The following is a 21,413-nucleotide window of genomic DNA, read 5'->3' on the forward strand; positions in this document are numbered from 1 at the left end:
GCTTAGAGCGCGACACGCCGGGAGATTCCTTGGGATACGGAATCGCGCGCCTGTGCGCCCGCGCAATCAGGTGGAAGCGTCCTGGCACGTCATAGGAGAAAGTGCTGTGCGTGTACGCAACGCGAAACCCCTACATGTTGGGTCGCGCGAAGCCTTCTCGCCCAACATGTAGGGGTGCGTGTCGGGCTCGCTCGGTAGAATGTGGGCGGCTGGGGATACCAACCCCAGCCGCTGATCGGCGAACCTCGGACGTCACTGTAGGAAGTGGATCCCGAGAGTATCAGGCACCGTGCCTGCTGCCGGAGAAAGGAGACGGAAATGGCCAAGAGTCGATCCGTCACCAGGAGCGCTCGTACGGGGCGCTTCGTCACCAAGTCCCACGCGAAGAGGTCGCCGCGCACGACGACCACCGAGCGAGTGGGGCCCGGGACCTCCAACAGCCGCCAGGTGACGCGGTCCGCTAGCTCGGGCCGGTTCGTCACCACGCGATGGGGTGACCAGAACCCCGGGGGGACGGTCAGGCAGAAGGTCTGACCTGACGTGGGTGGGTGGCGCCATCCAGCGCCATCCACCCCTTCTCTCGAGAACGGTCCGTACCGGGGTGTCCAGCGCTTCGATTGTATCGCTAGCTCTTTACTCGATACTGCAAAAGTCGCTCTCAGGGGCTACAGTTGCAGTACCGAGCATGGTGGAGGTGGCTGATGCGTGCGAGTGATGCGCTGACTGTGCTGGAGCAGTTGGGGTCGGGGCAGTGGGGGCTGGTGACTACTGCTCAGGCAGCTGCTCTGGGGGTGACGCGCCCGGATCTTGGTCGACTTATGGGAGCTGGATCTGTGCAGCGGGTTCGGCACGGGGTGTACGCGCTGGCCTCGGCTGGGTACGGGCCGTTGCAGGATCTGCAGGCGGCGTGGCTGGCTACAGATCCCCGCACGGCGGGGGAGGCCAGGGTGATGGGAGGCGATGATGTCGTCGTCTCGCATGTCTCAGCGGCTCAGGTGCATGGGCTCGGTGACCTGATCGCCATGGCGCATGAGTTCACGTCGCCGCGGCGACGCCAGACGGCACAGCCTGACGTGCGGTTTCACCGCCTCGACCTGCCGGACGAAGACCGTGCGGTGGTGGATGGGCTGCCGGTGACGTCGGTCGTGCGGACGGTCGCCGACTTGGTGGCCTCGGCGACTGACTTCGATCATCTCGCGTCGGTGGTGCGGGATGCGTTATCGCTCCCGGACGTGCGTCACGACATGCTTGCTGCGCGCCTGGACGCCGGCGCCGGCCGCTACGGCTTCGAGGACGGCGATGAGCTCGTCAGCGCGTGCTTGGAGAGTGCCGGGTTGCCAACTGTCGCTGCGAATCTCGTCTCCAGCGATGCGTTTCTTCGGTCGCTGGTAGAGCCGCTCAGTCGGCAGCTCGTCGAGAGTATTCAGGGAACGTTCACTCGTAGCTTCCTGCAGGGTGGGACGGGGGTGGCGCCGACGATGCAGAACCTTCAGAAAGTCATTTCGCTGGACCATCTCACCGGTCCCATCGCTGAGTTGATGCGTCAGAACTCGGCACTGTTCGTGCCACCGAACCCGCGTGTGACCGCGGCAGCGCTGGAACACCTCGCCGCCTCTAGTCCATGGACCAAGGTCATCGAGACAGGCTTAGCAGCGAGTGGGGCCCGGAATGACATGAGCGAGCGTCACGAGCGCGAGGACGAGGTGCCGGAAGGCAGCGACGATGAAGATGCAGAGGAGGGACAGTGCCACGATGGTGACGAATAGGCCGGCTCCCAGTTCGCCGGCGGCGCTACGTGCGTCGCTGAACAGTCTGCTGAAGAACGAGGCTCGGCGTCGCGGCGTGACGGTCGAGTTGGTGCGCAAGCAGTACATCTTCACGGTGTTCTTCCGCCGCGTATTCGCTCGCGAACAGACGGGATGGATGCTGCTGGGTGGCAACGCCCTGTTGATCCGCACGGGCGGTGGGCGGTTCACCCGGGACATCGACCTCGCTCGCGCGAGCGGATGGGAGAGCCCGGAGGCGCTACTCACCGAGCTTCGCGACCTCGTCGCTGACGAGCCAACGGACGGCTTCCGTTTCGAGGTGACCGGGGTGCTCGAGCACGATCGCACCGATGCGTACGGGTATGGGACGGCCACGTCAAAAGTCGGTGTCAGATCATTTCTCGGTGCGGTGCCGTTCGAACCGTTCTCGATCGACATCAGCGTGCGCCGACACGTCGAGGGGCCGGTGGATCGCATCGCGCCGATGCAGGTCATCGATCACCCGTCACTGATAGACCTGCCGCTGATCCCGACAGTGCCGGTGGAGAACCATCTGGCAGACAAGATCTGCGCGATGTACGAACCGCACGAAACCGGCGTCTCCACGCGCTACCGCGATCTCGCGGACATCGTGCGCATCATCAAAGACCTCCGGTTCAATGCAGGCCAGCTCGACAAGCTCCTCGAGCACGAAAGCCAGCGCCGCCGTATCCAGCGTCCCGGCGCGCTGACATCGCCAGGCAGCCAGTGGTCCACCGGGTACGAGAGCGCGGCGCGCGGCTTCGCCGAGTTCCCCGTCGAACTGCAGTCACTGGATGCATCGCTCGCGTACGCCAGCGGCTGCTTAACCGATGTGCTGGCGCGCCATCGCCGAACCGGGACGTGGGACCCCGAGGCGCAGGCGTGGGCGTGAGGGCCCGTCTCTGCGGTAGAGGCGGCACCGGACGCTCCCACCCTCAGTGCTTCGCTGGTTTCCTCGCAGTGGGAAGGCCCGCCGGCGACAGCGAGTTCACGGCCGTTGCGTCAAGCAGCCAGGCTGGGCACGGGGGACAGGCCACGGCACACCTTGTAGTGCACATAATAGAAGTTATGCGAATGGGTCATCCTTCGCGAGGCACGGAAAGATGTCTCGGATGCGAGAGGTTCCGAGGCCTCCTGGTCCTTCTCTGCTGCTGGTAGCAGTCAGCTTCTGACAGCCTTCTGTGGCAGGGACGGTCCGCATCCGCAGCTCGACCGGATGGCGAGCTGGGGGACCAGCCTCACGGCGCCCACAGCCATGTCGGGCCCGAGCAAGTCGAAGGCGCACCGCACCATGTCGTCCACCGGTTGCGTGACAGAGGTGACTGGAGGGCGGGCGTAGCGCATCTCCTCCGTCCCGTCGAAGGAGATCAGCGCGACGTCGTCGGGAGTGCTCAAGCCGTGCTGGTGCAGACCGAGAAGGATCCCGGAGGCGATCTCATCGGAGGCAGCGAAGACTGCTGTCGGTGGCCCGGGCATCTCGAGCAGCTCGGTCGCGGCAGCGAGTCCCGCATCCCGCGAGTACTCGGTGCGCAGGGTGAGGTCGGCAGGGAGGTCGGCGACCGCGAGGGCGTCGGACCAGCCGCGACGTCGCGCTTCCTCGGGGTCCGCAGGACCGGTGTAGGCAATCCGTTGATGCCCATGGCCAATCAGGTGAGAGACGGCCTCGAACGCTCCTGCATAGCGATCCACGATGACGCTGCGGATCCCCGCGATCTCGGTGGGTTGGTTGAGGAGAACAACGGAAGTTTCGGAGTTCTCCATTCGCAGCAGATCGCCTCGAGTTACCTCGTTCGCGATGAGAACCCCATCGAGCTGCAGCGAAGCGATCCGGGTGACGACCTCCAGCACCCCAGAATCCGCCGAGTTCATGACCACCGTCGCAAGGCCGCGCGCCCGCGCCTGCGCCTCGATGCGGTCGGTCAGCCAGGCGAAGAACGGGTTGCTAACCCCCGGCACCACCAGGCCGATCTGCGAGGTACTGCCGAGCTTCAGGGCACGTGCCGTGGCGTTTGGGCGGTACCCCAGTAGCCTCACGGCCTCCAGGACGCGCTGTTTCGTTGCCTCCGCCACCGGTCGCGGGCCGTCGTTGAGCGCGTAGCTGACCACGGCCGTACTGACGCCGGCCAGGCGGGCGACGTCCGCTCGGGTGACCCGGCGATCGGAGGGAGGTGCGGTCATCGTGGGAGGCTCTGCGGTGCGTCGCCGAAATCGTCGATCGGGAGTCGCTGACCATCGCGCAGCGCCGACTGATGGGCGACGATGCCGGGCAAGGTGAAGCGCGCCGCCACCCAGGCGTTGACCGCGGGCAGGCGGCGCTCCTCCACGGCGCTGACGAACTCGTGCACGAGCAGATGATGCGCGCCCTCGTGCCCGTTGGGCAAACCCGTCAGCTCCTTGGGCAGCGCGCTGGTGTCGTGGACGGCGGCATGGCCGGAGACGAAGGCATCACGTAGCTCGGGAGCAACATGCGCCAGGGAGGGGTCATCAAGGCTCAGCGTGCTCTCCGTGCGGATCAGGTCCGAGACATCGGTGGCCTCGCGCTTGTCCTGCCACAGCGAGGTGGTGGCGAGCTGCTCGAAGCTGGCGTCCGTCCCGAAGAACCGGAACCGGGACTCGCGGATGTGCGAGGGGTAGCCAACCCGCCTCATCTCGTTCGTGCGCACCGCGCCGCCGTCGGCAAGCTCGAACAGCGCCGTCGCGTTGGAGATGTCGTTGTCCCACATGCTCACCTCGCGATCGAACACCCCATCTTCGAGATGATCGCGCATGCCGATGCAACTGACACTCACGGCGTGGCTGGGCCAGGCCCCAAGGACTCCACCCAGGGCGTGCGTCGGGTACATCATCGGCGGGTAGCTCGCAGTGGACCGCCACTGCTGGCCACCGGAGTACTCGTAGGCCTTGTAGAAGCCGAGGTCCATGTCGTGCACATAGTCGCCCTCGGCGTAGAACAGGCGACCGAAAGCGCCCTCGGCGAGCTTGGTACGCGCATAGACGGTGGCCGGGTTGTAGTAGCTGGTCTCACCCATCATGTAGGTCAGCCCCGTCTCCCGGACCGCCTCGATAATCGCGGCGATCTCCTCCCGCGTGATCGCCATCGGAACCGCGGAGTAGACGTGCTTGCCGGCACGCAGCGCCGCGACGACGAGGGGCCCATGGGTCCAGCGCTGCGTGAAGATCGCGACCGCATCGACGTCTGACTCGAGCATCGTCTCGAAGTTCGGGAGTGTGCCGTCGAGATTCTCTCGCTCCACCAGGGCCGCAGCGCGCTCCGGACGCAGGTCCGTGGCCAGCACCCGGTCGATACCGGGGTGGGCCTTGAACAGTCGCGCGAAATGGCCGGAGAACTGACCGGCACCGACGAATCCCAACGTGAACGTCATCGTTTCCTCTTCTCTGCGGGGTGGCGCTGATGCCACAGCGCAGCCGGAGTCTACTCGAATAGATGCGTGATGCAAGGACGGAGAGGGAGAGCCCTCGCTAGCCAGCACCTGCCGGCGCGACGCCAGACGCGACGGCTTCGGAGATGCGCACTGCCTGGAAATTTGTTGGATCGACCGTGAGGCTCGTGCGTCAAGAAGCTTCGAAGTGGACCTTGTGGTCATTGATCTACACGTGTAGGTTGCGGTGCCAGATGCCGGTCGCCTTTCAAGCGCGGGACCGGTGCGCAGAGGCTTTCGACGAGGAGGGCACATGGCAGGCCACGCGGCGCCCGACGCGGCACCCAGCACGATGACGACGGACAGCACACCGGCATACCCACCGGATGATGGGCGGCCGGGGCCCCGTCTTTCCCTGGACCGGCGCCGCCGGCGGTTGCGCCGGGACCTGCCGCTCATCCTCATCGGGGTGCCGGGCATCGCTCTGCTGCTCGCGTTCCACTACCTGCCGCTGCTGGGGAACGTGATCGCCTTCAAGGACTACCAGCCCTATCTCGGGATCGCAGAGAGCCCCTGGGTGGGGTGGGAGAACTTCCGGGTGATCGTCAACGGCGACCCGGCTTTCCTCAACGCCCTGAAGAACACGCTGATCCTGCTGTTCCTCCAGGTGGTTGTCGTCTTCCCCGCACCCATCGTGCTCGCGCTGGTGCTGAACTCCCTGCTCTCGGAGCGGCTGAAGCGTCTCGTCCAGAGCGTGCTGTACATGCCGCACTTCCTGTCCTGGGTGATCGTGGTGGCGCTGTTCCAGTCGATGCTCGGAGGCAGCGGCATGATCAACAGCTGGCTGCGCGCCAACGGGCACGCCACCTTCGACCTGATCGGGAACTCGGACCTCTTCAAGCTGCTGCTGACCAGTCAGATCATCTGGAAAGACACCGGGTGGGCGACGATCCTCTTCCTCGCCGCGCTGTCTCAGATCTCCGCGGAGCTGTACGAAGCTGCGAGCGTGGACGGCGCCGGACGGATCCGCCAGATGTGGAGCGTCACACTGCCCGGCATGCGCGGCATCATCATCCTCCTGCTCATCCTGCGGCTCGGAGACGCCCTCACCGTCGGCTTCGAGCAGATCGTGCTCCAACAGGGGCCGGTAGGTATCGGGGTCAGTGAAGTCCTCGACACCTACGTCTACAACCAAGGAATTCTCGGCGGGCAATGGGGGGTCGCTGCCGCCGTCGGCCTGGTCAAGGGCATCGTCGGCGTGGTGATGGTAATCGGCGCCAACAAGCTGGCCCACATCTTCGGAGAGGACGGGATCTACCGCTCATGACAACCCCTCAGCTGGCCAAAGCGCCCCGGGCCATCACGTCCCCCGAACGTCGAGGCAGGCGGCGTCCCCGGATGATCCAGGGCACCCCACCGCCAGGAATTGCCGCGCGGATCATCAAGGGCATCATCCTGACCATCGCCTGCCTGCTGGTGATCATCCCGTTTACCGGAGTCATCTCCACGAGCCTGGCGAGTCCTGAATCCGTAGCCCGTGCGGGTGGGTTCGTGATCATTCCCGACTCGATTAACTTCGGCGCCTACCGCGCGATCTTCTCCGGGGGAGTGGTCTCTCGGGCGGTCTGGGTGAGCATCGGGGTCACAGTCGCCGGCACGGCGATCAGCCTCGCGGTGACCACCATGCTCGCCTACGCGCTTAGCCGCCGCGGCAGCGTCGGTCAGCGCCCCATGCTCTTCCTGGTCCTGGGTGCGATCCTCTTCGCCCCTGGCATGATCCCGACCTACCTCGTCGTGAAGTCCTTCGGGTTGCTCGACAGCTATTGGGCGCTGATCCTCCCCACTGCGGTGAGCGCCTTCAACGTGATCGTGGTGCGCTCCTTCTTCATGAGCATCCCGCAGGAACTGATCGACAGCGCCCGAGTGGACGGCGCCTCAGAGTGGATGACCTTCACCCGCATCGTGTTGCCGCTGTCCAAGGCCGCACTGGCCGTCATCGGTCTGTTCTACGCCGTCGGCTACTGGAACGCGTTCTTCAACGCCCTGCTGTACATGAACGACACCAGCAAGTGGCCCCTGCAGCTGGTGCTGCGCGCCTACGTCGTGGACGGCTCCTCCCTCAGCTCGAGTCAGCTCGCGGGCGCCGACGGAGCGTTCCCACCCCAACAGTCACTGCAGATGGCGATCCTCGTCGTCTCCGTCGTGCCGATCCTCATCGTCTACCCGTTCCTGCAAAAGCACTTCGCCAAGGGAGTGCTCACCGGCGCGGTCAAGGGCTGACCGCACCCGCCTCACCACCCGCATCGCAACCACAGGAGAGAAAATGTCCGCATCACGCCCGCCCGCCCCCACGCCGACCCGCCGCGCAGTGCTGCGCGGCACTCTGGGTGCCGGAGCCCTCGCTGGCATCGGCCTGCCCGCGCTGAGTGCCTGCTCCTCAGGCTCGGCCGAGGAAGACATCGCGGTCAACAACGAGGTCGTGCTGCCCACCTATGCGCGACTGGAAGGAGTCGTCCCTGACCTGAAGGGGGATGGCGCCGGTATCGCAGACGGGTTCCTGGAGTACCCCTCCGACCTCGTGACCTCCGTCAGCGCCCCACCCGGGGACGGCTCCGCGATCACCGCATTTCTCGCCACGTCCACACCGCCCCCGACCGTGCGCGAGCGCAACGAATACTGGCAGGCGATCGAGGAGGAAGTCGGGGCGGAGCTCCAACTCTCGATCATCCCCGCAGGAGAGATGAACGATAAGTTCGCCACCCTCGTAGCAGGCGACGACCTGCCGGACGTGGTGCAGGTTTGGACTACACCCACTCCTAAAGCGGACCTCATGGCAGCCGTGTTCCAGGATCTCTCCGAGCTGGTCTCCGGAGACGCAGTCCTCGACTACCCGAACCTCGCCAACCTCCCCACGGAGGCCTGGGAGCACTGCGTGTTCAAGGGCGGGATCCACGGGATCCCGATCCCTCGCGGCACCATGTCCACGCAGTGCATCTTCATGCGTAAGGACCTCCTGGAATCCCTCGGTATCGGCAGCGTCTCCCCGCAGAGCGTGGACGAGCTGATCGCGCTGGGCGAGGAAGTCACCGATGAGCGCAGCAACCGGTGGGCCTTCGCCGACATCCCGGTGCGGCCGATCCAGCAGATGCATCGCCTGCCCAACACCTGGGACCTGGCGGACGGCACGCTCACCCACCTCTACGAGCACCCGGCGATGCCGGACGCTCTCGCGGATGCGAAACGGCTCTTCGACTCGGGCTCGGTTCATCCCGACAACTTCAACGCGAACATCGGGACCCTCGCCAAGCAGTGGTTCAACCAGGGCTCAGCGCTGTTCCACGTCGACACCTACCCAGCCATGACCGGCTTCTATCGCGAGAACACCGCGGGCGACTCCTTCGCCGTGGACCTCATGCGGTTTGCCGGCGCCGACGGCGGTGACCCCGTGATCTGGCTGGGACACCCCACCCACAGCGTCGTGGGGCTCAAGAAGGGCGACCTTGAACGCGCACGGATGATCCTGGGGGTACTCAACTACTTCGCCGCGCCAATGGGCACCGCCGAGCACCGCATGGTCAACTTCGGCGTCGAAGGGTCCACCTTCGAGATGGTCGACGGGGCGCCCCGGCTCACCAGCCAAGGCGAAGGAGAGATCAACCTCGGACTCATGTACCTCGGGGCACCTCCGCAGGCCTTCTACCTCGAAGGACACCCAGAAGTTACCGAACTCCAGTTCGAGCACCAGACCTGGAGCAACCAGCACGGAATCGCGAACCCCGTGCTGGGCCTGCCCTCCGACACCAGCGACCGACACGGGGAGCGGCTCGACAAGATGATGTCCGACCTGCAAGCGGACATCCTCCAAGGCCGAGCCGACGTGAGCGACTGGACCGCCCAGGTCGAAACCTGGAAGAACGACGGCGGAGACGCCATGCGCGAGGAGTACCTGACCGCCCTCGAAGCCAAGGACGAGTGAACAGGGGCGGACGCCCTCTACCTGCAGATCCCACAAATTGGGTGGGGGTGGGGCGTCCGCTCTCGTCGAACGACGGGCCGGACACGCCGAGCTAGTGCGCATAATCAAGATTATGCGAACCTTCGGGGCGTGTCCGGGGAGTGGTAGGACCGCAAAATGTACGCCTCGAGCTCAGCATTCTCGATGCGCCACTGTCCGCGCCCCCCGACTCGGATCGCACGGAGCTCGCCTGACCGAACGAGTGCGTATGCCTGCGCAGCACTGATGGAGAGCACGTCACGGACGTCTTCCAGAGTGATGAACCGGCGCTCCAGGACCCGGGCTTGACTAGACATCATCTGACCTTTCTTCAATGAATGGACTCGTCTGCCTCACCAGACTGGTCTACGCGACCAGACTGATTCCGTTGACGACTGACCGCGCTTGGGCAGTGTCAAGGCCGACGTAGATGGCTGTGGTCTCGGGCTTCGAATGGCCCATGAGCGTCTGAACTAAGAGGAGGTCCCGGGAGCTCCGGTATGCCTCGGTTGCGAAGCGGTGGCGCAAGGTGTGTGCACTCCAGTGGCCCGAGAGAGTCTCGTTGACGAGCTCGCCAACTCGTATCGGCTGGAGGTGTGTATCGGCATAGCGCCCCATTGACGGGAAGAGCCAGGGGAGCTCAGCTGAGACATCGTTGAACTGTCGTGCGACGGCGTCGGCTGCTGTCGGAGTTAAGGGCACCGTGCGTTCGCGTCGACCCTTGCCATGAACGATGAGCGACGTTCCAGCGGGCTCTTCGATGACATCCGAGCGGGAGATCACTGCGATCTCGCCACGTCGTAGTCCAGCTTCGGCCGCGAGAGTGATCATCGCTTGCACCCTCGTGTTTGAGCTGAGAAGTGCCTTCCGGATGATCGGGTCTGGACACGGCCTGGGTACAGACTTGGGAGCTCGGGCCGGCGGGATGAGCGCAAGTGGATCTGCGAGAACCCTGCCGGTGCGGTGGAGCCACGTTGTCCAGATCCGCAGCGAGGTCCGGGCGCTCCGTCGAGTTGCGGCTTTCCAGCGCGGATTCGCGAGGTAGGCGACAAGCCACTCAAGATCTAGCGGATCCGTCTCAGCAGGGACACCATTCAAGTAGCGCCGCACGTGGTACTCGCGCAGTCGCACAGTCGTCTCGGAGCGCTCTGAGGCACGAAGCCAAGCGGTCCAGAGAGGGAGTTGTGCGATGACGTCCATGGCTTCCACGTTGCCCGACAGCTCTGTCGGGTTTCGAGCGGCGCCGATGATTTGGGGATAACTGGGGTGTGTGGAGGAAAGAAGGCGCAGGGGCGCCGCTGCAGCGTCCGCTCTGCCAGAGGATTCATCCAAGAGTCACCCAACCATGGTGCGCCGACCTCGGGCATTGCCGAAGTCGACCTCGATCAGAGACCCCAAGGTGGGCGGCTCGAGACTCTTAATCAGCGGGTCCGGGGTTCGAATCCCTGATGGCGCACCCGAGGAAGAAGCCCCACCGGTCACCCGGTGGGGCTTCTTCGCATTCCAGGATCTCCGCGCAGCTCGGAATCCGCGGTGACGGCGCGCGCTCGACCGACCGAGCTCTCGGTCCCCTCGGAGACTCTCCTGGCACACTGGCAGGCCACGGACGATTCATCCCGAGCGCCCCCGATCTCCAGGAGATCCCGCCGATGACTGATTCCCGCCCGCCGGAGACGGACCGGCCCACGGACCCCTGGTCGGACAACCTCGGCCGGGCCGGGGCCCGCGCCGGTCAGCTGCTGCTGATCGCCGCGGTGGCGGCGGGGGCGGTGTGGCTGCTGTTGCGCGTGCGCGTGGTGGTGGTCTCGGTGCTGGTGGCGCTGATCCTCTCCGCCGCCGTGGGGCCGCTGGTGCGCTGGCTGATCGGCAGGGGCTGGTCGCGAATGTGGGCCACGCTCGCCTCGTTCTTCGCGATCGTGCTGGTCGCAAGCGGTGTGGTCAGCGGGATCGTGCTGGCGATCCGCAGCGAATGGGACAACCTCGTCTCCTCTGCCGTGGGCGGCTGGGAGCAGCTGAACACCTGGATCACGTCGGCGCCCCTGCCCGTGGACACCTCGATGCTGGACGACCTCACGCAGCAGGTCACCGACTTCGTCAGCAGCGAGGACTTCGCCGCCAGCACCCTGACCGGGGTCAGCGCCGCCACCGAGTTCCTCACCGGCGTGGTGCTGAGCATCGTGCTGCTGTTCTTCTTCCTCAAGGACAGCTCGAACATCTGGAACTTCGTGCTGCGCTGGTTCCGCGGGGAGACCCGCGCCAAGCTCGCCGAATCCGTGGACCGCGCCGCAGGCGTGCTGGGCGGCTATGTGCGCGGCACCGCGACGGTCGCCCTGGTCGACGCAGTGCTGATCGGCATCGGCCTGGCGGCAGTGGGGGTGCCCCTTGCGGTGCCGCTCGCGGTGATCGTGTTCATCGGCGCCTTCATCCCGGTGGTCGGCGCGACCGTCGCAGGGATCCTGGCCGCCGCCGTGACGGTGGTGACCACCGGTCCCGTCGAGGCCCTGATCGTGGTGATCATCGTGATCGCCGTGAACCAGATCGAGGGCAACCTCCTCCAGCCCGTCGTGATGGGCCGCACCCTCAGCATGCACCCGCTGATCGTGCTGCTCGCCCTGACGATCGGCACGATCGTGGGAGGGATCTTCGGGGCGATCCTCGCCGTGCCGTACACCGCGATGGCGTGGGTGTTGATCCAGGTGTGGACCGACCGGTACCAGGCCGGTGACGACCCGGTGCTGGGCAAGGATCCGCTCGAGCCCAAGGAGCGCGTCAAGAACCGGGCCACGCGAGCGCAGCGGGTGAAGTACCAGCGTCTGCGCCGTGAACGCAAGGGCGCCACGGCGCTCGGCGCCGTCGAGCACGCCGCGTCCGACGCCGCCCCCGACAAGACGCCCGCCCCCGACAAACCACCCGCGTCCGACGAGCCGCTTCCGCCCGAGGTCTCACCGGAGCCCCCGACGGAGCCCGAGCTGGAGCCGGAGCCCACGCCAGAGACCGAGCAGAAGGATCCTCCCGAGCCTCCGTCAGCGCCCAAGGGCGAGTGACGCACTGCGCGAGAGGCGCAGCGCCGCCGTTCTCGTTTCTACAGCTCGCCATAGGGTGAGCAGATGAACGACTCCCAGGGACGTGCCCGGAGCGAGCACATGGCGGAGCGGGTCCGTGCCCACTGCCTGGTGGCCCGGGATCGCGGGGTGCATGAGGTGCGGGCGCTGCAGGACATCGCGGTCGAGCTGGAGCTCTCCCTCGCGGACTGTGCCACCGCCGTCGGCCGGGAGGACCTGCTTGATGCTGCAGGCTCCTCGTGGATGCTCGCCCCGAGCTCTCCGCCCACCCCCGGACAGCTCGTCATCCGGCCCTGCACCGTGGATGATCTGGGAGATCTCACGGCGCAGTGGCCCGTGCCCGGAGACGTGCACGAGGCGCATCACGCCCGCCAGCTGCGGGGCGACGCCGCATATCTGGTGGCGTGGCGCGACACCACGCCGCTCGGCTCCGTGGTGCTGCGCCGCGACGGATGCACCGGGGAGCGGGGGCGCGCCGCCCACCCGGAGTCGGTGGAGATCTGCCATCTGCAGGTGCGTGAGGAGCATCGCGGGCAGGGAGTGGGGACGGCGCTCATCGCCGCCGCCGAGCACGAGGCGCTGCGGCACGGCCACCGGGTGGTGGCGATGGGCGCGGCCGACGACAACCCCGGCGCGCTCCGGCTGTACGAGCGGCTGGGGTACCGCGCCACAGGGATCGTGGACGTCACCGAGTACGACTGGGTGGGCGAGGATGGCGTGGTCCACCACGCCCGCGAGCACGACCAGCTGCTGCTGAAGAGTCTGACGAGCGGCTGAGCTGCGCGTCGGGAGACAGAGCGGCGTCGGCTCAGTCCTTCTCGTGCTGGAACCACTTCTCCGCGACGGCGCTCTCGGTATCGATGCCCTGCTGATGCGCATACACCAGACACATCCCGATGACGTCGCCGAGCTCCGCGGCGAGCTCCTGGCGGTGCTCCGCCTCGCTCCGGCCGCGGTCCTTGCTCTGGCCCGTCGCCGTGAGATGGGCCTGGGCCAGCTCACCCACCTCCTCGGTGAGCTTCAGCAGGGCCCATTCGGCCGAACGCTCGATTCCGTACACCTCCGCGTACTGGGCAGAGAGCTTCTCGATGCGTGCGCCGATGTCATTGAGGTGCATCCGGCAACGGTACTGGCGCAGTCACGCTGCGCGGTCCGCCATTACTTGCGCGATCTCCTGGGTGAGCAGCATTGTCGCCTCAAGCACGAGGAGGGTGCGGTGCTGATGGCCTGGCGGGCGCGGAACGTCCATGCGAAGATCGCGTCCTACGGTCCGACACGCTCGAGGGGAGGCTCAGCATGGGGTCCATCGAGCGAGGAGCGATCGTGACGAGACGACGGGCCGGGACCATGGCGGCAGTGGCGCTGCTCGCGCTGATGCCGGGCTGTGCTGCACCGTCCGGAGAGCTCAAGGGATCCGAGTCCGCTCTCGCGGAGTCGTACAGCTCCCTGGAGGAGCTCTCGGAGCACGCATCGTTGATCGTCCAGGGTGTCGCTGCCGACAGCGAGCGGGTCACCGTCGAGGGCGCCGGCTTCGTGATCGCCGAGGTCGAGGTGTCACGAGTGCTCAAGGGCAGCGCGCAGGACGTGGTGCATGTGCGCCAGACGGGCGACGGATACTTCGAGGACACCTATCCGGTGGCTCCGGCCCTCACCCAGGGCACGGACTACGTGCTCTACCTGAAGCCCTTCGAGGTGGTTCCCGGGAATGCCACCGACGAGTTCGTGGTGCTCGGAGTGGGCGCGTTCGAGGTGGAGGGTCGTGTGGTCATCCTCCCGGACCAGGCGAGCTGGTACGAGGGCTTCCCCGACCGAACGGGTCTCGACGAGGTCGAGGAACTCGCCCAGCGGTCGGGCTGAAGGATGGCGCCGGGTCGAGGCGCGGTCTCGCCCCCGTACGGGGACCCGCGCGGAGCACCCCCGATGAGCGCTCACTCGGCATTGCCGTCGACGATCTTTCGTCCGCCGAGGGGCTCCGCGATCTCGACCAGCGTCGTGTGCTCCACTGCGAGTCCGTCGCACCCTTCCCACGCTCGGGGGATCGCACCGGTGACCAGTGAGATCGTAACTGCGCTGGTGGTCTCATCGACCTCGATGTCGTGACCCCAGCAGCCGTCCACCCCACTCCAGAACGTCACTCGCAGATGCGTGTCGTCCACGATCTCCACCTCGTTCCACGAGATCGGGCGCGCATGGCTGAGGTCGGACCGAGGGAGCTGATCACCCTGATCCGTGTACCGGTTATCCGTGGAACAGCCGGCGAGAACGGCGACGAGGAGCACGAGTCCGGCCAATCGCCGCCTGCCCTGCCCTGATCTGTGCACCTCTGTCTCCTCTCGACGGAAGTGGGAATGAGTGAAGCACGGGCCGGCCGCTTCTGCACCGCGAACCGAGGCGGCGAGTCCAGTGCCGCATCACTGGTCGGAGGGGGAGACGGAGCCGAAGGGGAGCGAACCGTCCTCAGGCACGCTTCTCACACCGTCGAACGGGGTCACCGTGGACCAGATTCCGTCGTCGGCGGGTGCCGTGAGGAACAGGAGCACCTCCAGCTCCGTCTCCAGAGGGTCGCCGTTCGGGTAGGGAGACCCCGTCGTGCACGTCTCCGGGGTCGATGCGATGGACACTGTCTCGTCGATCTCGCCCTTGAAGATCTGCACCACGTCGACCTCGTGCACGGTGGCGTCGACGCTGAACATGAGCTTCGCCCCGGAAGAGGCGACAGGACGACCAATGATCACCGCGTCCGCTACGTCGAACGCAGTCTGGGGATCTGCGAGATCGGACCAGCTCACGCACTCCGCAACGATCTCTCCCTCCCGGGGATCTGAGGAGCAGGCGGGAATCAGCAGGCAGGCTGCGGCTCCGAGGAGCAGCAGGCGCCGGGAGCGACTGTGCATGAGCATCAGTATGGAGGGCCCGCGCCCCGCTGGACACCCCGCAGCGAAGCACCACCTGCCCCGTAGGATCCCGTGATCGGTGAAGGGCTCGACCTGAAGGGTGACGTGAGGATGAACGGCGACACCGCCCCCGAGGCGCCGCGGCGCATCGCGATTCTCGGCAGCAGCGGGGGCAACCTGCGCAGCCACGGTGGCAGCGACCCCGCCCGCCTGATCAACGACGTCGCACGCCAGGTCGACGCCGCAGGATTCGTGCTCGAGGAGGTCCAGTTCGTGGCGGCGGCCGCGTCGATGGACGGCGTCGCCCAGTCCGTGCCCGCCGCGCTGTGGGGCCTCGGCGCGGACGGTCCGCAGCTTCTCCAGGAGGGACCGCTCTCGGAGATCAACGATCTCGCCCGTGAGAACGACGAGCGGCTCGCCGCCCGCGTGCGCGCTGGCGAGATCGATGGCCTGATCGTGATGAGCCATGACCCCGGCGACACCAACTCCCGGACGGTCACCGCGGCGGCCGCCGCGGAGATCCCCGCCGCCGGCACCGGCGGCAGCTCGCTCGCGACGGCCCAGCAGATGGGGCTGCGGGTCGTCTCCGCCTCGGGCACCACGGGCACCACCAGCTCCACCCGCGCCGTCTCCGCCGTCTCGGGCCTGGCCCGGCATTGGAAGGTCAGCTACCGGCCTCGTCTCGGCGGCTCTTCCGCAGAGGGCAACGGCGCCGAGACGGACGAGCCCGCCTGGAAGCGCATCAGCATCCGCGGGATCATGGTCGGCTCGATCCCGGCCTTCATCGCCCTCGCACTGCTGCTGGCCGTCTCGAAGATCCCGGGCCTGGGCGCCCTCCAGGGCGCCTTCGACCTGATGATCGCGGGCCTGCCGATCATCGTCTCCGCCATCGCGGCCCGGAAGATCAGCGGGCTCGGCGAGGTGGGTGTGGTGGCCGGCGTGATCGCGGGCGTCCTCGCCCAGGAGGGCGGGATCCTCGGCGGTCTGCTCAGCGGCATCCTCTCCGGCCTGCTCGTCGGCCCGATCCTGCGGCGCTGCGTGACCTGGAGCTTCCCCGCCACCACCGCGAACATCGCCACCGGCGCCCTGGGAGGCCTGCTGCCGGGGCTGCTGATGTACTTCGTGCTCTCCCCGCTGACCGCGGTTCTCGGCACGTGGATCTCCGACGCGATCGCCTGGGCGGTGGCGTTCAACCCGATCATGGCCGGTGCCCTCGCAGGACTGGCCATCTGGCCCGCGATCATCGGCGGGGTCTACCACTCGGCGATCCTGCCCCTGGTGCTGCTGGAGATGGGGCAGAAGGGCCACAGCTTCTTCGGTGCAGTGGACATGGCCGCACTCGTGGTCGTATCCCTCGGCATCACGCTCGCCAACGTCATCCGGCCCCGCACCTCGGGAGAGCGGGCACTGGCCGGCTCCGGCTCGGCGGTGAACTTCTTCTTCGGCACCTTTGTCGAGTCCTCCTACCCCTTCATGTTCGGGGACAGGCGGGTGTTCGCCGCGGCGCTGCTCGCCGCCACCGCGGGCGGCGCGGTCGTCGGCATGACGGGCGCGGAGGCGTCCGCCTACGTGCCGGTCTTCATCGCCCCGTTCATCTCCACCAGCGCGGCGGGACTCGCACTGGCGATGCTCACCTCGTTCGCGATCGCCTTCACGCTGACCCTCTTCGCGAACCTCTCGGCACTGAAGAAGAACCGGGCCGCGGCGGCCTGAACGACCGCCGCGACCCGGCTCAGCGCTCCACGCCGACGGCAGATGCCGCCTGCCGAGAGGACCCTCTCAGCTCAGCGGACCTGCGACGGACTGCGCGGCGGCGGTGACCTCCCGGGACCGCACCAGGCGCACCATCAGCTCGATGTCGGGGGAGAGCCAGCGGTCCGGGCCCACGCCCTCGACGTGCTCGCGGATCGTGCGCAGGGCGGCGCCGGTGGCGGGGGAGGGATCCAGCGGCGCCCGCAGCTCGAGGCCGCGGGCCGCGGCCATCAGCTCGATCGCGATCACGCGCTGGACAGCATCGACCGCGCGGCGCAGCTTGCGCGCCGCCGCCCAGCCCATCGAGACGTGGTCCTCCTGCATCGCCGAGGAGGGGATCGAGTCCACGCTCGCGGGTGCTGCGAGCCGCTTGAGGTCGCTGACCAGGGATGCCTGCGTGTACTGCGCGATCATCAGGCCCGAGTCGATGCCCGGATCGGCGCCGAGGAAGGCGGGCAGGCCGTGGGAGCGTGCGGGATCCAGCAGCCGATCGGTGCGGCGCTCGCTCATCGAGGCGAGATCCGCGACGGCGATGGCGAGGAAGTCCAGCACGTAGCCGACGGGCGCGCCGTGGAAGTTCCCGTTGGACTCCACGCGGCCGTCATCGAGCACCACCGGGTTGTCCACGGCGCTGGCCAGCTCGATCCCGGCGACGGACTCGGCATGGGCGAGCGTGGCTCGGAAGGCGCCCGCGACCTGGGGCGCGCAGCGCAGCGAATAGGCGTCCTGGACCACCGTGCAGTCCGCTCCGCGGTGGCTGGCCACGATCGCCGACTCCGCCAGCAGGGTCGCGAGGTTCCGGGCGGAGGCCTGCTGACCCGGGTGCGGGCGCACCTCGTGCAGCGCCGCCTCGAAGACCCGGTCCGTGCCCAGCAGCGCCTCGATGCTCATGGCCGCGGAGACGTCCACGGCCCGTGCGACCTCGTGCAGATCATGCAGAGACAGCGCGAGCATGCCCAGCATCCCGTCCGTGCCGTTGATCAGCGACAGCCCCTCCTTGGCCTGCAGCTCCACCGGGCTCGAGCCCGCACCTGCGAGCGCCTCGGCGCTGTCGCGCAGCACACCGTCGCGATCGCGCACCTGCCCCTCTCCGATCACCGCGAGCGCGCAGTGCGCCAGCGGTGCGAGGTCCCCTGAGCAGCCCAGCGACCCGTTCTCGTGCACGACCGGGGTGAGCACCTCGTTCAGCAACGTCACGTAGCGGTCGGCGACCGCGGGGCGCACGCCGGTGCGGCCGGTGGTGAGGGTCTGCAGGCGCAGCAGCATCATCGCTCGCACCGCTTCCTCCTCGACCTCCGCTCCCGTGCCCGCGGCGTGGGAGCGCACGAGCGAGGCCTGGAGCCGGGTGCGGGCGCTGACGTCGATCTTCCGATCGGCGAGCGCACCGAAGCCGGTCGAGACGCCGTAGGCGGGGGTGTCGGCCGCGGCGAGACGGTCCACCGCCTCACGCGCCCGCAGCATCTTCTCGCGCGAGGACTCGGCGATCGTGACCGGTGCGCGGTGGCGGGCGACCTGCACGACCTCCTCGATCGTCAGGGGCCGCTCACCGAGGACGATGGTCGTGGGGGCAGCCTCGCGCTGCGGGTGGGCGTGGGTGCTCGTCATGCCGTCGGTGCCTCCTCGGTCGGATCCTGGGTGCGATCCTTCCGAGTCTGACGCGGCATGTCCCGGCTCAGACGGCGCACCTGCCGAATCTGTCCGGGATGCCGGACAGCAGGGTGTGCGGGCGACGTCAGCGGAAGCGCTGCACCGCGAGCGGGTTCGCCTCGGCGAGCTCCCTGATGGGCTCGTGCTCGGTGCGGGCCAGCACCTCGGACAGCGCACCCCGGGCCAGTAGACGCCCCTCGCCGAGGAACACGATCTGCGGGCACAGCCGCTGCAGCAGCTCGACGTCATGCGAGGCGATCAGCGCACCGATGCCGAGGCGCTCGATGGTCGCCGCGAGGCGCTGGGCGATCTGCCCGCGGGTGCTGGGGTCCACAGCGGTCAGCGGCTCATCGAGCACCAGGATCTCCGGGCGCGTGGCGAGGGCGGTCGCGAGGGCGACCCGCTGGGTCTCCCCACCGGAGAGGGTGCGCATGGTGCGCGGAAGGAAGTGCTCGCCCAGTCCCACCGACTCGAGCATCTCGGCGGGGGAGACGGAGTGGGTGCGCCCGCCCTTGCGAGCCTCCTTCGCGGCGAGCTCGAGCCGGGAGCGCACCGTCTCGCGCGGATCGGAGATGGTCATCGCGTACTGCGAGACGAAGCGCACCGCGGCCCGGAACATCCGTCGATCCCTGCCACGCAGCTTCGAGACGCTGCGCCCGTTCCAGGTGACCTGCCCCGAGCTGGGGCGATGCTCGCCGCTCAGCGCCGCCAGCAGCGTCGTCTTGCCCGCCCCCGAGGCGCCGAGCAGTCCCAGGGGCGGGTCCCCGGCGCTCAGCGTGAGGTCGATCCCTCGCAGCACCTCCTCACCTGGATAGCCGGCGTGCAGGGCGGTGGCGGTCAACGGGCTCGAAGCAGGCATCGGGGTCTTTCCTCGCGGGGACGGATGCCACGCACTCTAGTCAGGAGTGCTGGGTGTTCCCCGGTCGCCGCCCGGCCCGCGAGATCATCGGCTCAGTGCGAGGCTCCCGATTCCACGAAGGAGCGAGCCAGGCGGGTGAGCTCCTCGATCGGGGCATCGTCGTGACCGCCGCCTTGCATGGTGCGCACGGTCCGCTCCCGCACCGCCAGGTTCAGCACGAGACCGAACATCGCCCGGCTGGCGAAGGCGGGATCCAGACCCGGCCGGAGCAGGTCCCGCTGCCGGAACTCGAGAAAGCACTGCTCGAACACATGCTCGTGGACGCGGCGCAGCCGTGCCATCCGGAAGCGGCCGGGGTGGTCGCCGCTGACGGACTCCGCGCCGAGGGTGGCCAGCAGCTGGGTGGGCAGCGCGGCGGGATCCCAGTGCACCGACAGCGCCCGCAGCATCGCCGCAGGGTCCGCGTGCATCGTCTCGACCTGGTCGAGGATGCGCTGCGCATGGGCCTCGAGCAGGTCGATGACACCGTCGAGCAGGATGTCCTTCGAGGCGAAGTGATGCATCAGCCCCGGATGGGAGATCCCGATGTGGCGGCTGATGTCCCGCAGGCTCGCCCCGCGGTAGCCGTGCTCGGCGAACATCTCCGCGGCGCCGGCGAGGATCTCCTCGCGGCGGGTGCGTGCGCGGGTCGCGCGCTCGGGAGCATCGGCCGACGTCGCCGTGGCGGACGCCACCCGTGACGGCGCCTCGGCGCTTCGCAGCAGTGCCAGGGGCGTCTGTCGGCCGGTAGACCGGGGGAGCAGCTCCTCCCCGCTGCCCGCCGGGACAGCAGGCATCGTCCGACCACACATCGGCAGGGGATCAGGGACCCGGTAGTCCAGGGGCGCCGCGCCGGGGCCGCTCTCGTGGTCGAGCGCGTGCCGCAGCGGCATCAGACCGTCCAGATCGATGTGTTCGGCACCGGACAGGTCGACGGTGATCCGCGGAGAGGGATCCAGACCGCGGGCCTGACGCACGATGGGCAGCAGCGAGGGGTGCGTCTGGGCGGTCAGGCATCCGGCGACCGCGAGCTGGACCTCTTGGAGGTCGAGGTCGACATGGACGGTCACCGAGAGGGTGTGAGGCATGGAGAGGCCGTTTCGTGCAACAGGAAGAGAAGGCCTGCTGCTAGACCTCAGTGAAGACTATCCGGGAAGGCCTCCGGGCACAATCAGCTCTCGAACGCGGTGCGCGGGGGCGTCGTGCTCACCGAGGCGATGAGCTCCGCTGCGAGATCTCGCAGCTTGACGTTGCGATGGTTCGAGGCCCGTTTGAGGATCTCCACGGCCTCGTCCTGACTGCACCGGTTCTGGCCCATGATCACGCCCACGGCGAGGTCGATCACGGTGCGGGACTCCATCGCGGCCCGCAGATCGTGCTCCGATTCGCGCTGGGAGGCCAACCGCACGGCGAGGCGCAGCGCGTCGGCCGCGAGGCGGGTCTCGAGCTGGATCGACTCGATCATCTCGGGGGTGAAGTCGTGGGGGACCTCGGAGTAGATGTTCACCCCGGCCTGGGCATCGTCGTCGAGATCGAAGGGCAGCCCGAGCACCGAGCGCACCCCGTGAGCCACGGCGGCCCGCTGATAGTCCGGCCAGCGATCGTCGGTGCGCAGATCACCGGCGCGGATCACCGTGTTCTCGCGGATCGCGGTCATGCACGGCCCGTGAGTGAAGGTGTTCTGCAGCTCGTCGAGCTCACGGGCCACGGGCCCGGAGGAGACGGCCGTGGCGGCCTTGCGATCGCGCAGCAGGGTGATCGCGCACCACCGATCCCCGCCGGGACCGGCGAGCCTGCCCGCCAGCAGTTCCGTGAAGTCCTGGAGGAAGGAGGCGATGTCCTCGCTCTCCAGGATCAGCCGCTGCATCGTGCTCAGGTGCTGCTGGCGGGTGCTGTCCACATCGTCGAGCATGGCGCGTCCTCCACTCCCTCCTGCTGCTTCCGGGTTTCGGGTTCGCATCGTGGCATGCGCCACGGCGTCATCACACGCTCGCGCCGT

General features: G+C 67.7%; 20 protein-coding genes and 1 pseudogene. 10 read left to right on the plus strand and 11 right to left on the minus strand.

Annotated features, from left to right (window positions below; translation table 11 throughout):
• Positions 1-701 precede the first annotated feature (701 nt).
• From BN4251_RS18965 to BN4251_RS02835, 3 genes and pseudogenes are all read left to right on the plus strand, one after another.
• Positions 702-857 (plus strand): annotated as a pseudogene (locus BN4251_RS18965) (type IV toxin-antitoxin system AbiEi family antitoxin domain-containing protein); the annotation flags it as partial.
• 93 nt (positions 858-950) lie between these two features.
• A complete protein-coding gene (locus BN4251_RS02830) occupies positions 951-1,766 on the plus strand; it encodes a type IV toxin-antitoxin system AbiEi family antitoxin domain-containing protein (RefSeq protein ID WP_245810167.1) in 816 nt (271 codons plus the stop codon).
• Positions 1,753-2,679, plus strand: coding sequence for a nucleotidyl transferase AbiEii/AbiGii toxin family protein (locus tag BN4251_RS02835; protein WP_170931794.1), 927 nt, complete (start codon positions 1,753-1,755; stop codon positions 2,677-2,679). The genes BN4251_RS02830 and BN4251_RS02835 overlap by 14 nt, the downstream gene beginning before the upstream one ends.
• A 269-nt stretch (positions 2,680-2,948) precedes the next feature.
• Here the strand turns inward: BN4251_RS02835 and BN4251_RS02840 are convergent, their stop codons facing one another.
• Positions 2,949-3,965 (minus strand): LacI family DNA-binding transcriptional regulator, encoded by a 1,017-nt coding sequence (locus tag BN4251_RS02840; RefSeq protein WP_087483644.1) that lies wholly within the window; start codon positions 3,963-3,965, stop codon positions 2,949-2,951.
• On the minus strand, positions 3,962-5,170 hold the full coding sequence (locus BN4251_RS02845) for a Gfo/Idh/MocA family protein (RefSeq protein WP_087483645.1): 1,209 nt from the start codon (positions 5,168-5,170) through the stop codon (positions 3,962-3,964). Before BN4251_RS02845 ends, BN4251_RS02840 begins: the two co-directional genes overlap by 4 nt.
• 310 nt (positions 5,171-5,480) lie before the next feature.
• On the opposite strand from BN4251_RS02845, the gene BN4251_RS02850 reads away from it, so the two are divergent.
• The 3 genes from BN4251_RS02850 to BN4251_RS02860 all read left to right on the plus strand — a co-directional run bounded on the left by BN4251_RS02850 (position 5,481) and on the right by BN4251_RS02860 (position 9,143).
• On the plus strand, positions 5,481-6,494 hold the full coding sequence (locus BN4251_RS02850) for an ABC transporter permease (protein ID WP_425426177.1): 1,014 nt from the start codon (positions 5,481-5,483) through the stop codon (positions 6,492-6,494).
• 71 nt (positions 6,495-6,565) lie between these two features.
• Positions 6,566-7,447, plus strand: a complete 882-nt coding sequence (locus BN4251_RS02855) for a carbohydrate ABC transporter permease (protein ID WP_087483646.1) — start codon at positions 6,566-6,568, stop codon at positions 7,445-7,447.
• Between the two features lie 43 nt (positions 7,448-7,490).
• Positions 7,491-9,143: an extracellular solute-binding protein gene (locus BN4251_RS02860; protein ID WP_087483647.1), complete on the plus strand. Its 1,653-nt coding sequence runs from the start codon at positions 7,491-7,493 to the stop codon at positions 9,141-9,143.
• 110 nt (positions 9,144-9,253) lie between these two features.
• Here BN4251_RS02860 and BN4251_RS02865 read toward each other — a convergent pair whose 3' ends face one another.
• Both BN4251_RS02865 and BN4251_RS02870 read right to left on the minus strand, forming a co-directional pair.
• Positions 9,254-9,478, minus strand: coding sequence for a helix-turn-helix domain-containing protein (locus BN4251_RS02865; protein WP_212647574.1), 225 nt, complete (start codon positions 9,476-9,478; stop codon positions 9,254-9,256).
• 49 nt (positions 9,479-9,527) lie between these two features.
• Positions 9,528-10,361: a tyrosine-type recombinase/integrase gene (locus BN4251_RS02870; RefSeq protein ID WP_087483648.1), complete on the minus strand. Its 834-nt coding sequence runs from the start codon at positions 10,359-10,361 to the stop codon at positions 9,528-9,530.
• 449 nt (positions 10,362-10,810) lie between these two features.
• Here BN4251_RS02870 and BN4251_RS02875 point away from each other — a divergent pair, with 449 nt between their 5' ends.
• Both BN4251_RS02875 and BN4251_RS02880 read left to right on the plus strand, forming a co-directional pair.
• A complete protein-coding gene (locus BN4251_RS02875) occupies positions 10,811-12,205 on the plus strand; it encodes an AI-2E family transporter (RefSeq protein WP_087483649.1) in 1,395 nt (464 codons plus the stop codon).
• 63 nt (positions 12,206-12,268) lie between these two features.
• Complete coding sequence (locus tag BN4251_RS02880) at positions 12,269-13,000, plus strand: GNAT family N-acetyltransferase (protein ID WP_087483650.1); 732 nt, start codon at positions 12,269-12,271, stop codon at positions 12,998-13,000.
• 31 nt (positions 13,001-13,031) lie between these two features.
• On the opposite strand, the gene BN4251_RS02885 is transcribed toward BN4251_RS02880, so the two are convergent.
• On the minus strand, positions 13,032-13,340 hold the full coding sequence (locus BN4251_RS02885; protein WP_087483651.1) for a MazG nucleotide pyrophosphohydrolase domain-containing protein: 309 nt from the start codon (positions 13,338-13,340) through the stop codon (positions 13,032-13,034).
• Between the two features lie 206 nt (positions 13,341-13,546).
• On the opposite strand from BN4251_RS02885, the gene BN4251_RS02890 reads away from it, so the two are divergent.
• A complete protein-coding gene (locus BN4251_RS02890) occupies positions 13,547-14,080 on the plus strand; it encodes a hypothetical protein (RefSeq protein ID WP_140398372.1) in 534 nt (177 codons plus the stop codon).
• 71 nt (positions 14,081-14,151) lie between these two features.
• On the opposite strand, the gene BN4251_RS02895 is transcribed toward BN4251_RS02890, so the two are convergent.
• Both BN4251_RS02895 and BN4251_RS02900 read right to left on the minus strand, forming a co-directional pair.
• Positions 14,152-14,388 (minus strand): hypothetical protein, encoded by a 237-nt coding sequence (locus tag BN4251_RS02895; protein WP_140398373.1) that lies wholly within the window; start codon positions 14,386-14,388, stop codon positions 14,152-14,154.
• A 246-nt stretch (positions 14,389-14,634) separates the two neighbouring features.
• Positions 14,635-15,117: a hypothetical protein gene (locus BN4251_RS02900; RefSeq protein ID WP_087483654.1), complete on the minus strand. Its 483-nt coding sequence runs from the start codon at positions 15,115-15,117 to the stop codon at positions 14,635-14,637.
• A gap of 111 nt (positions 15,118-15,228) precedes the next feature.
• On the opposite strand from BN4251_RS02900, the gene BN4251_RS02905 reads away from it, so the two are divergent.
• A complete protein-coding gene (locus BN4251_RS02905) occupies positions 15,229-16,830 on the plus strand; it encodes a PTS sugar transporter (RefSeq protein ID WP_087483698.1) in 1,602 nt (533 codons plus the stop codon).
• 66 nt (positions 16,831-16,896) lie between these two features.
• Here the strand turns inward: BN4251_RS02905 and hutH are convergent, their stop codons facing one another.
• The 4 genes from hutH to BN4251_RS02925 form a co-directional block, all read right to left on the minus strand.
• Positions 16,897-18,474 (minus strand): histidine ammonia-lyase, encoded by a 1,578-nt coding sequence (gene hutH / locus BN4251_RS02910; protein ID WP_087483655.1) that lies wholly within the window; start codon positions 18,472-18,474, stop codon positions 16,897-16,899.
• Between the two features lie 127 nt (positions 18,475-18,601).
• Entirely contained in the window at positions 18,602-19,375 is a 774-nt protein-coding gene (locus BN4251_RS02915) for an ABC transporter ATP-binding protein (protein WP_087483656.1), read from the minus strand.
• A gap of 92 nt (positions 19,376-19,467) precedes the next feature.
• Positions 19,468-20,502, minus strand: a complete 1,035-nt coding sequence (locus BN4251_RS02920) for a TetR/AcrR family transcriptional regulator (RefSeq protein ID WP_087483657.1) — start codon at positions 20,500-20,502, stop codon at positions 19,468-19,470.
• Positions 20,503-20,585: 83 nt separating this feature from the next.
• Positions 20,586-21,326, minus strand: a complete 741-nt coding sequence (locus tag BN4251_RS02925; protein ID WP_087483658.1) for a GAF and ANTAR domain-containing protein — start codon at positions 21,324-21,326, stop codon at positions 20,586-20,588.
• Positions 21,327-21,413: the final 87 nt, after the last annotated feature.

Source organism: Brachybacterium massiliense, assembly GCF_900184245.1.
GTDB classification, from domain to species: Bacteria; Actinomycetota; Actinomycetes; order Actinomycetales; family Dermabacteraceae; genus Brachybacterium; species Brachybacterium massiliense.

What these genes read in the sequence shown, in the direction of transcription:
- BN4251_RS02830 (WP_245810167.1), top strand. Translation starts at nt 951, where the DNA reads ATGGGAGGCGATGATGTCGTCGTCTCGCATGTCTCAGCGGCTCAGGTG.
- BN4251_RS02835 (WP_170931794.1), top strand. Translation starts at nt 1,753, where the DNA reads ATGGTGACGAATAGGCCGGCTCCCAGTTCGCCGGCGGCGCTACGTGCG.
- BN4251_RS02840 (WP_087483644.1), bottom strand. Translation starts at nt 3,965, where the DNA reads ATGACCGCACCTCCCTCCGATCGCCGGGTCACCCGAGCGGACGTCGCC.
- BN4251_RS02845 (WP_087483645.1), bottom strand. Translation starts at nt 5,170, where the DNA reads ATGACGTTCACGTTGGGATTCGTCGGTGCCGGTCAGTTCTCCGGCCAT.
- BN4251_RS02850 (WP_425426177.1), top strand. Translation starts at nt 5,481, where the DNA reads ATGGCAGGCCACGCGGCGCCCGACGCGGCACCCAGCACGATGACGACG.
- BN4251_RS02855 (WP_087483646.1), top strand. Translation starts at nt 6,566, where the DNA reads ATGATCCAGGGCACCCCACCGCCAGGAATTGCCGCGCGGATCATCAAG.
- BN4251_RS02860 (WP_087483647.1), top strand. Translation starts at nt 7,491, where the DNA reads ATGTCCGCATCACGCCCGCCCGCCCCCACGCCGACCCGCCGCGCAGTG.
- BN4251_RS02865 (WP_212647574.1), bottom strand. Translation starts at nt 9,478, where the DNA reads ATGTCTAGTCAAGCCCGGGTCCTGGAGCGCCGGTTCATCACTCTGGAA.
- BN4251_RS02870 (WP_087483648.1), bottom strand. Translation starts at nt 10,361, where the DNA reads ATGGACGTCATCGCACAACTCCCTCTCTGGACCGCTTGGCTTCGTGCC.
- BN4251_RS02875 (WP_087483649.1), top strand. Translation starts at nt 10,811, where the DNA reads ATGACTGATTCCCGCCCGCCGGAGACGGACCGGCCCACGGACCCCTGG.
- BN4251_RS02880 (WP_087483650.1), top strand. Translation starts at nt 12,269, where the DNA reads ATGAACGACTCCCAGGGACGTGCCCGGAGCGAGCACATGGCGGAGCGG.
- BN4251_RS02885 (WP_087483651.1), bottom strand. Translation starts at nt 13,340, where the DNA reads ATGCACCTCAATGACATCGGCGCACGCATCGAGAAGCTCTCTGCCCAG.
- BN4251_RS02900 (WP_087483654.1), bottom strand. Translation starts at nt 15,117, where the DNA reads ATGCACAGTCGCTCCCGGCGCCTGCTGCTCCTCGGAGCCGCAGCCTGC.
- BN4251_RS02905 (WP_087483698.1), top strand. Translation starts at nt 15,229, where the DNA reads ATGAACGGCGACACCGCCCCCGAGGCGCCGCGGCGCATCGCGATTCTC.
- hutH (WP_087483655.1), bottom strand. Translation starts at nt 18,474, where the DNA reads ATGACGAGCACCCACGCCCACCCGCAGCGCGAGGCTGCCCCCACGACC.
- BN4251_RS02915 (WP_087483656.1), bottom strand. Translation starts at nt 19,375, where the DNA reads ATGCCTGCTTCGAGCCCGTTGACCGCCACCGCCCTGCACGCCGGCTAT.
- BN4251_RS02920 (WP_087483657.1), bottom strand. Translation starts at nt 20,502, where the DNA reads ATGCCTCACACCCTCTCGGTGACCGTCCATGTCGACCTCGACCTCCAA.
- BN4251_RS02925 (WP_087483658.1), bottom strand. Translation starts at nt 21,326, where the DNA reads ATGCTCGACGATGTGGACAGCACCCGCCAGCAGCACCTGAGCACGATG.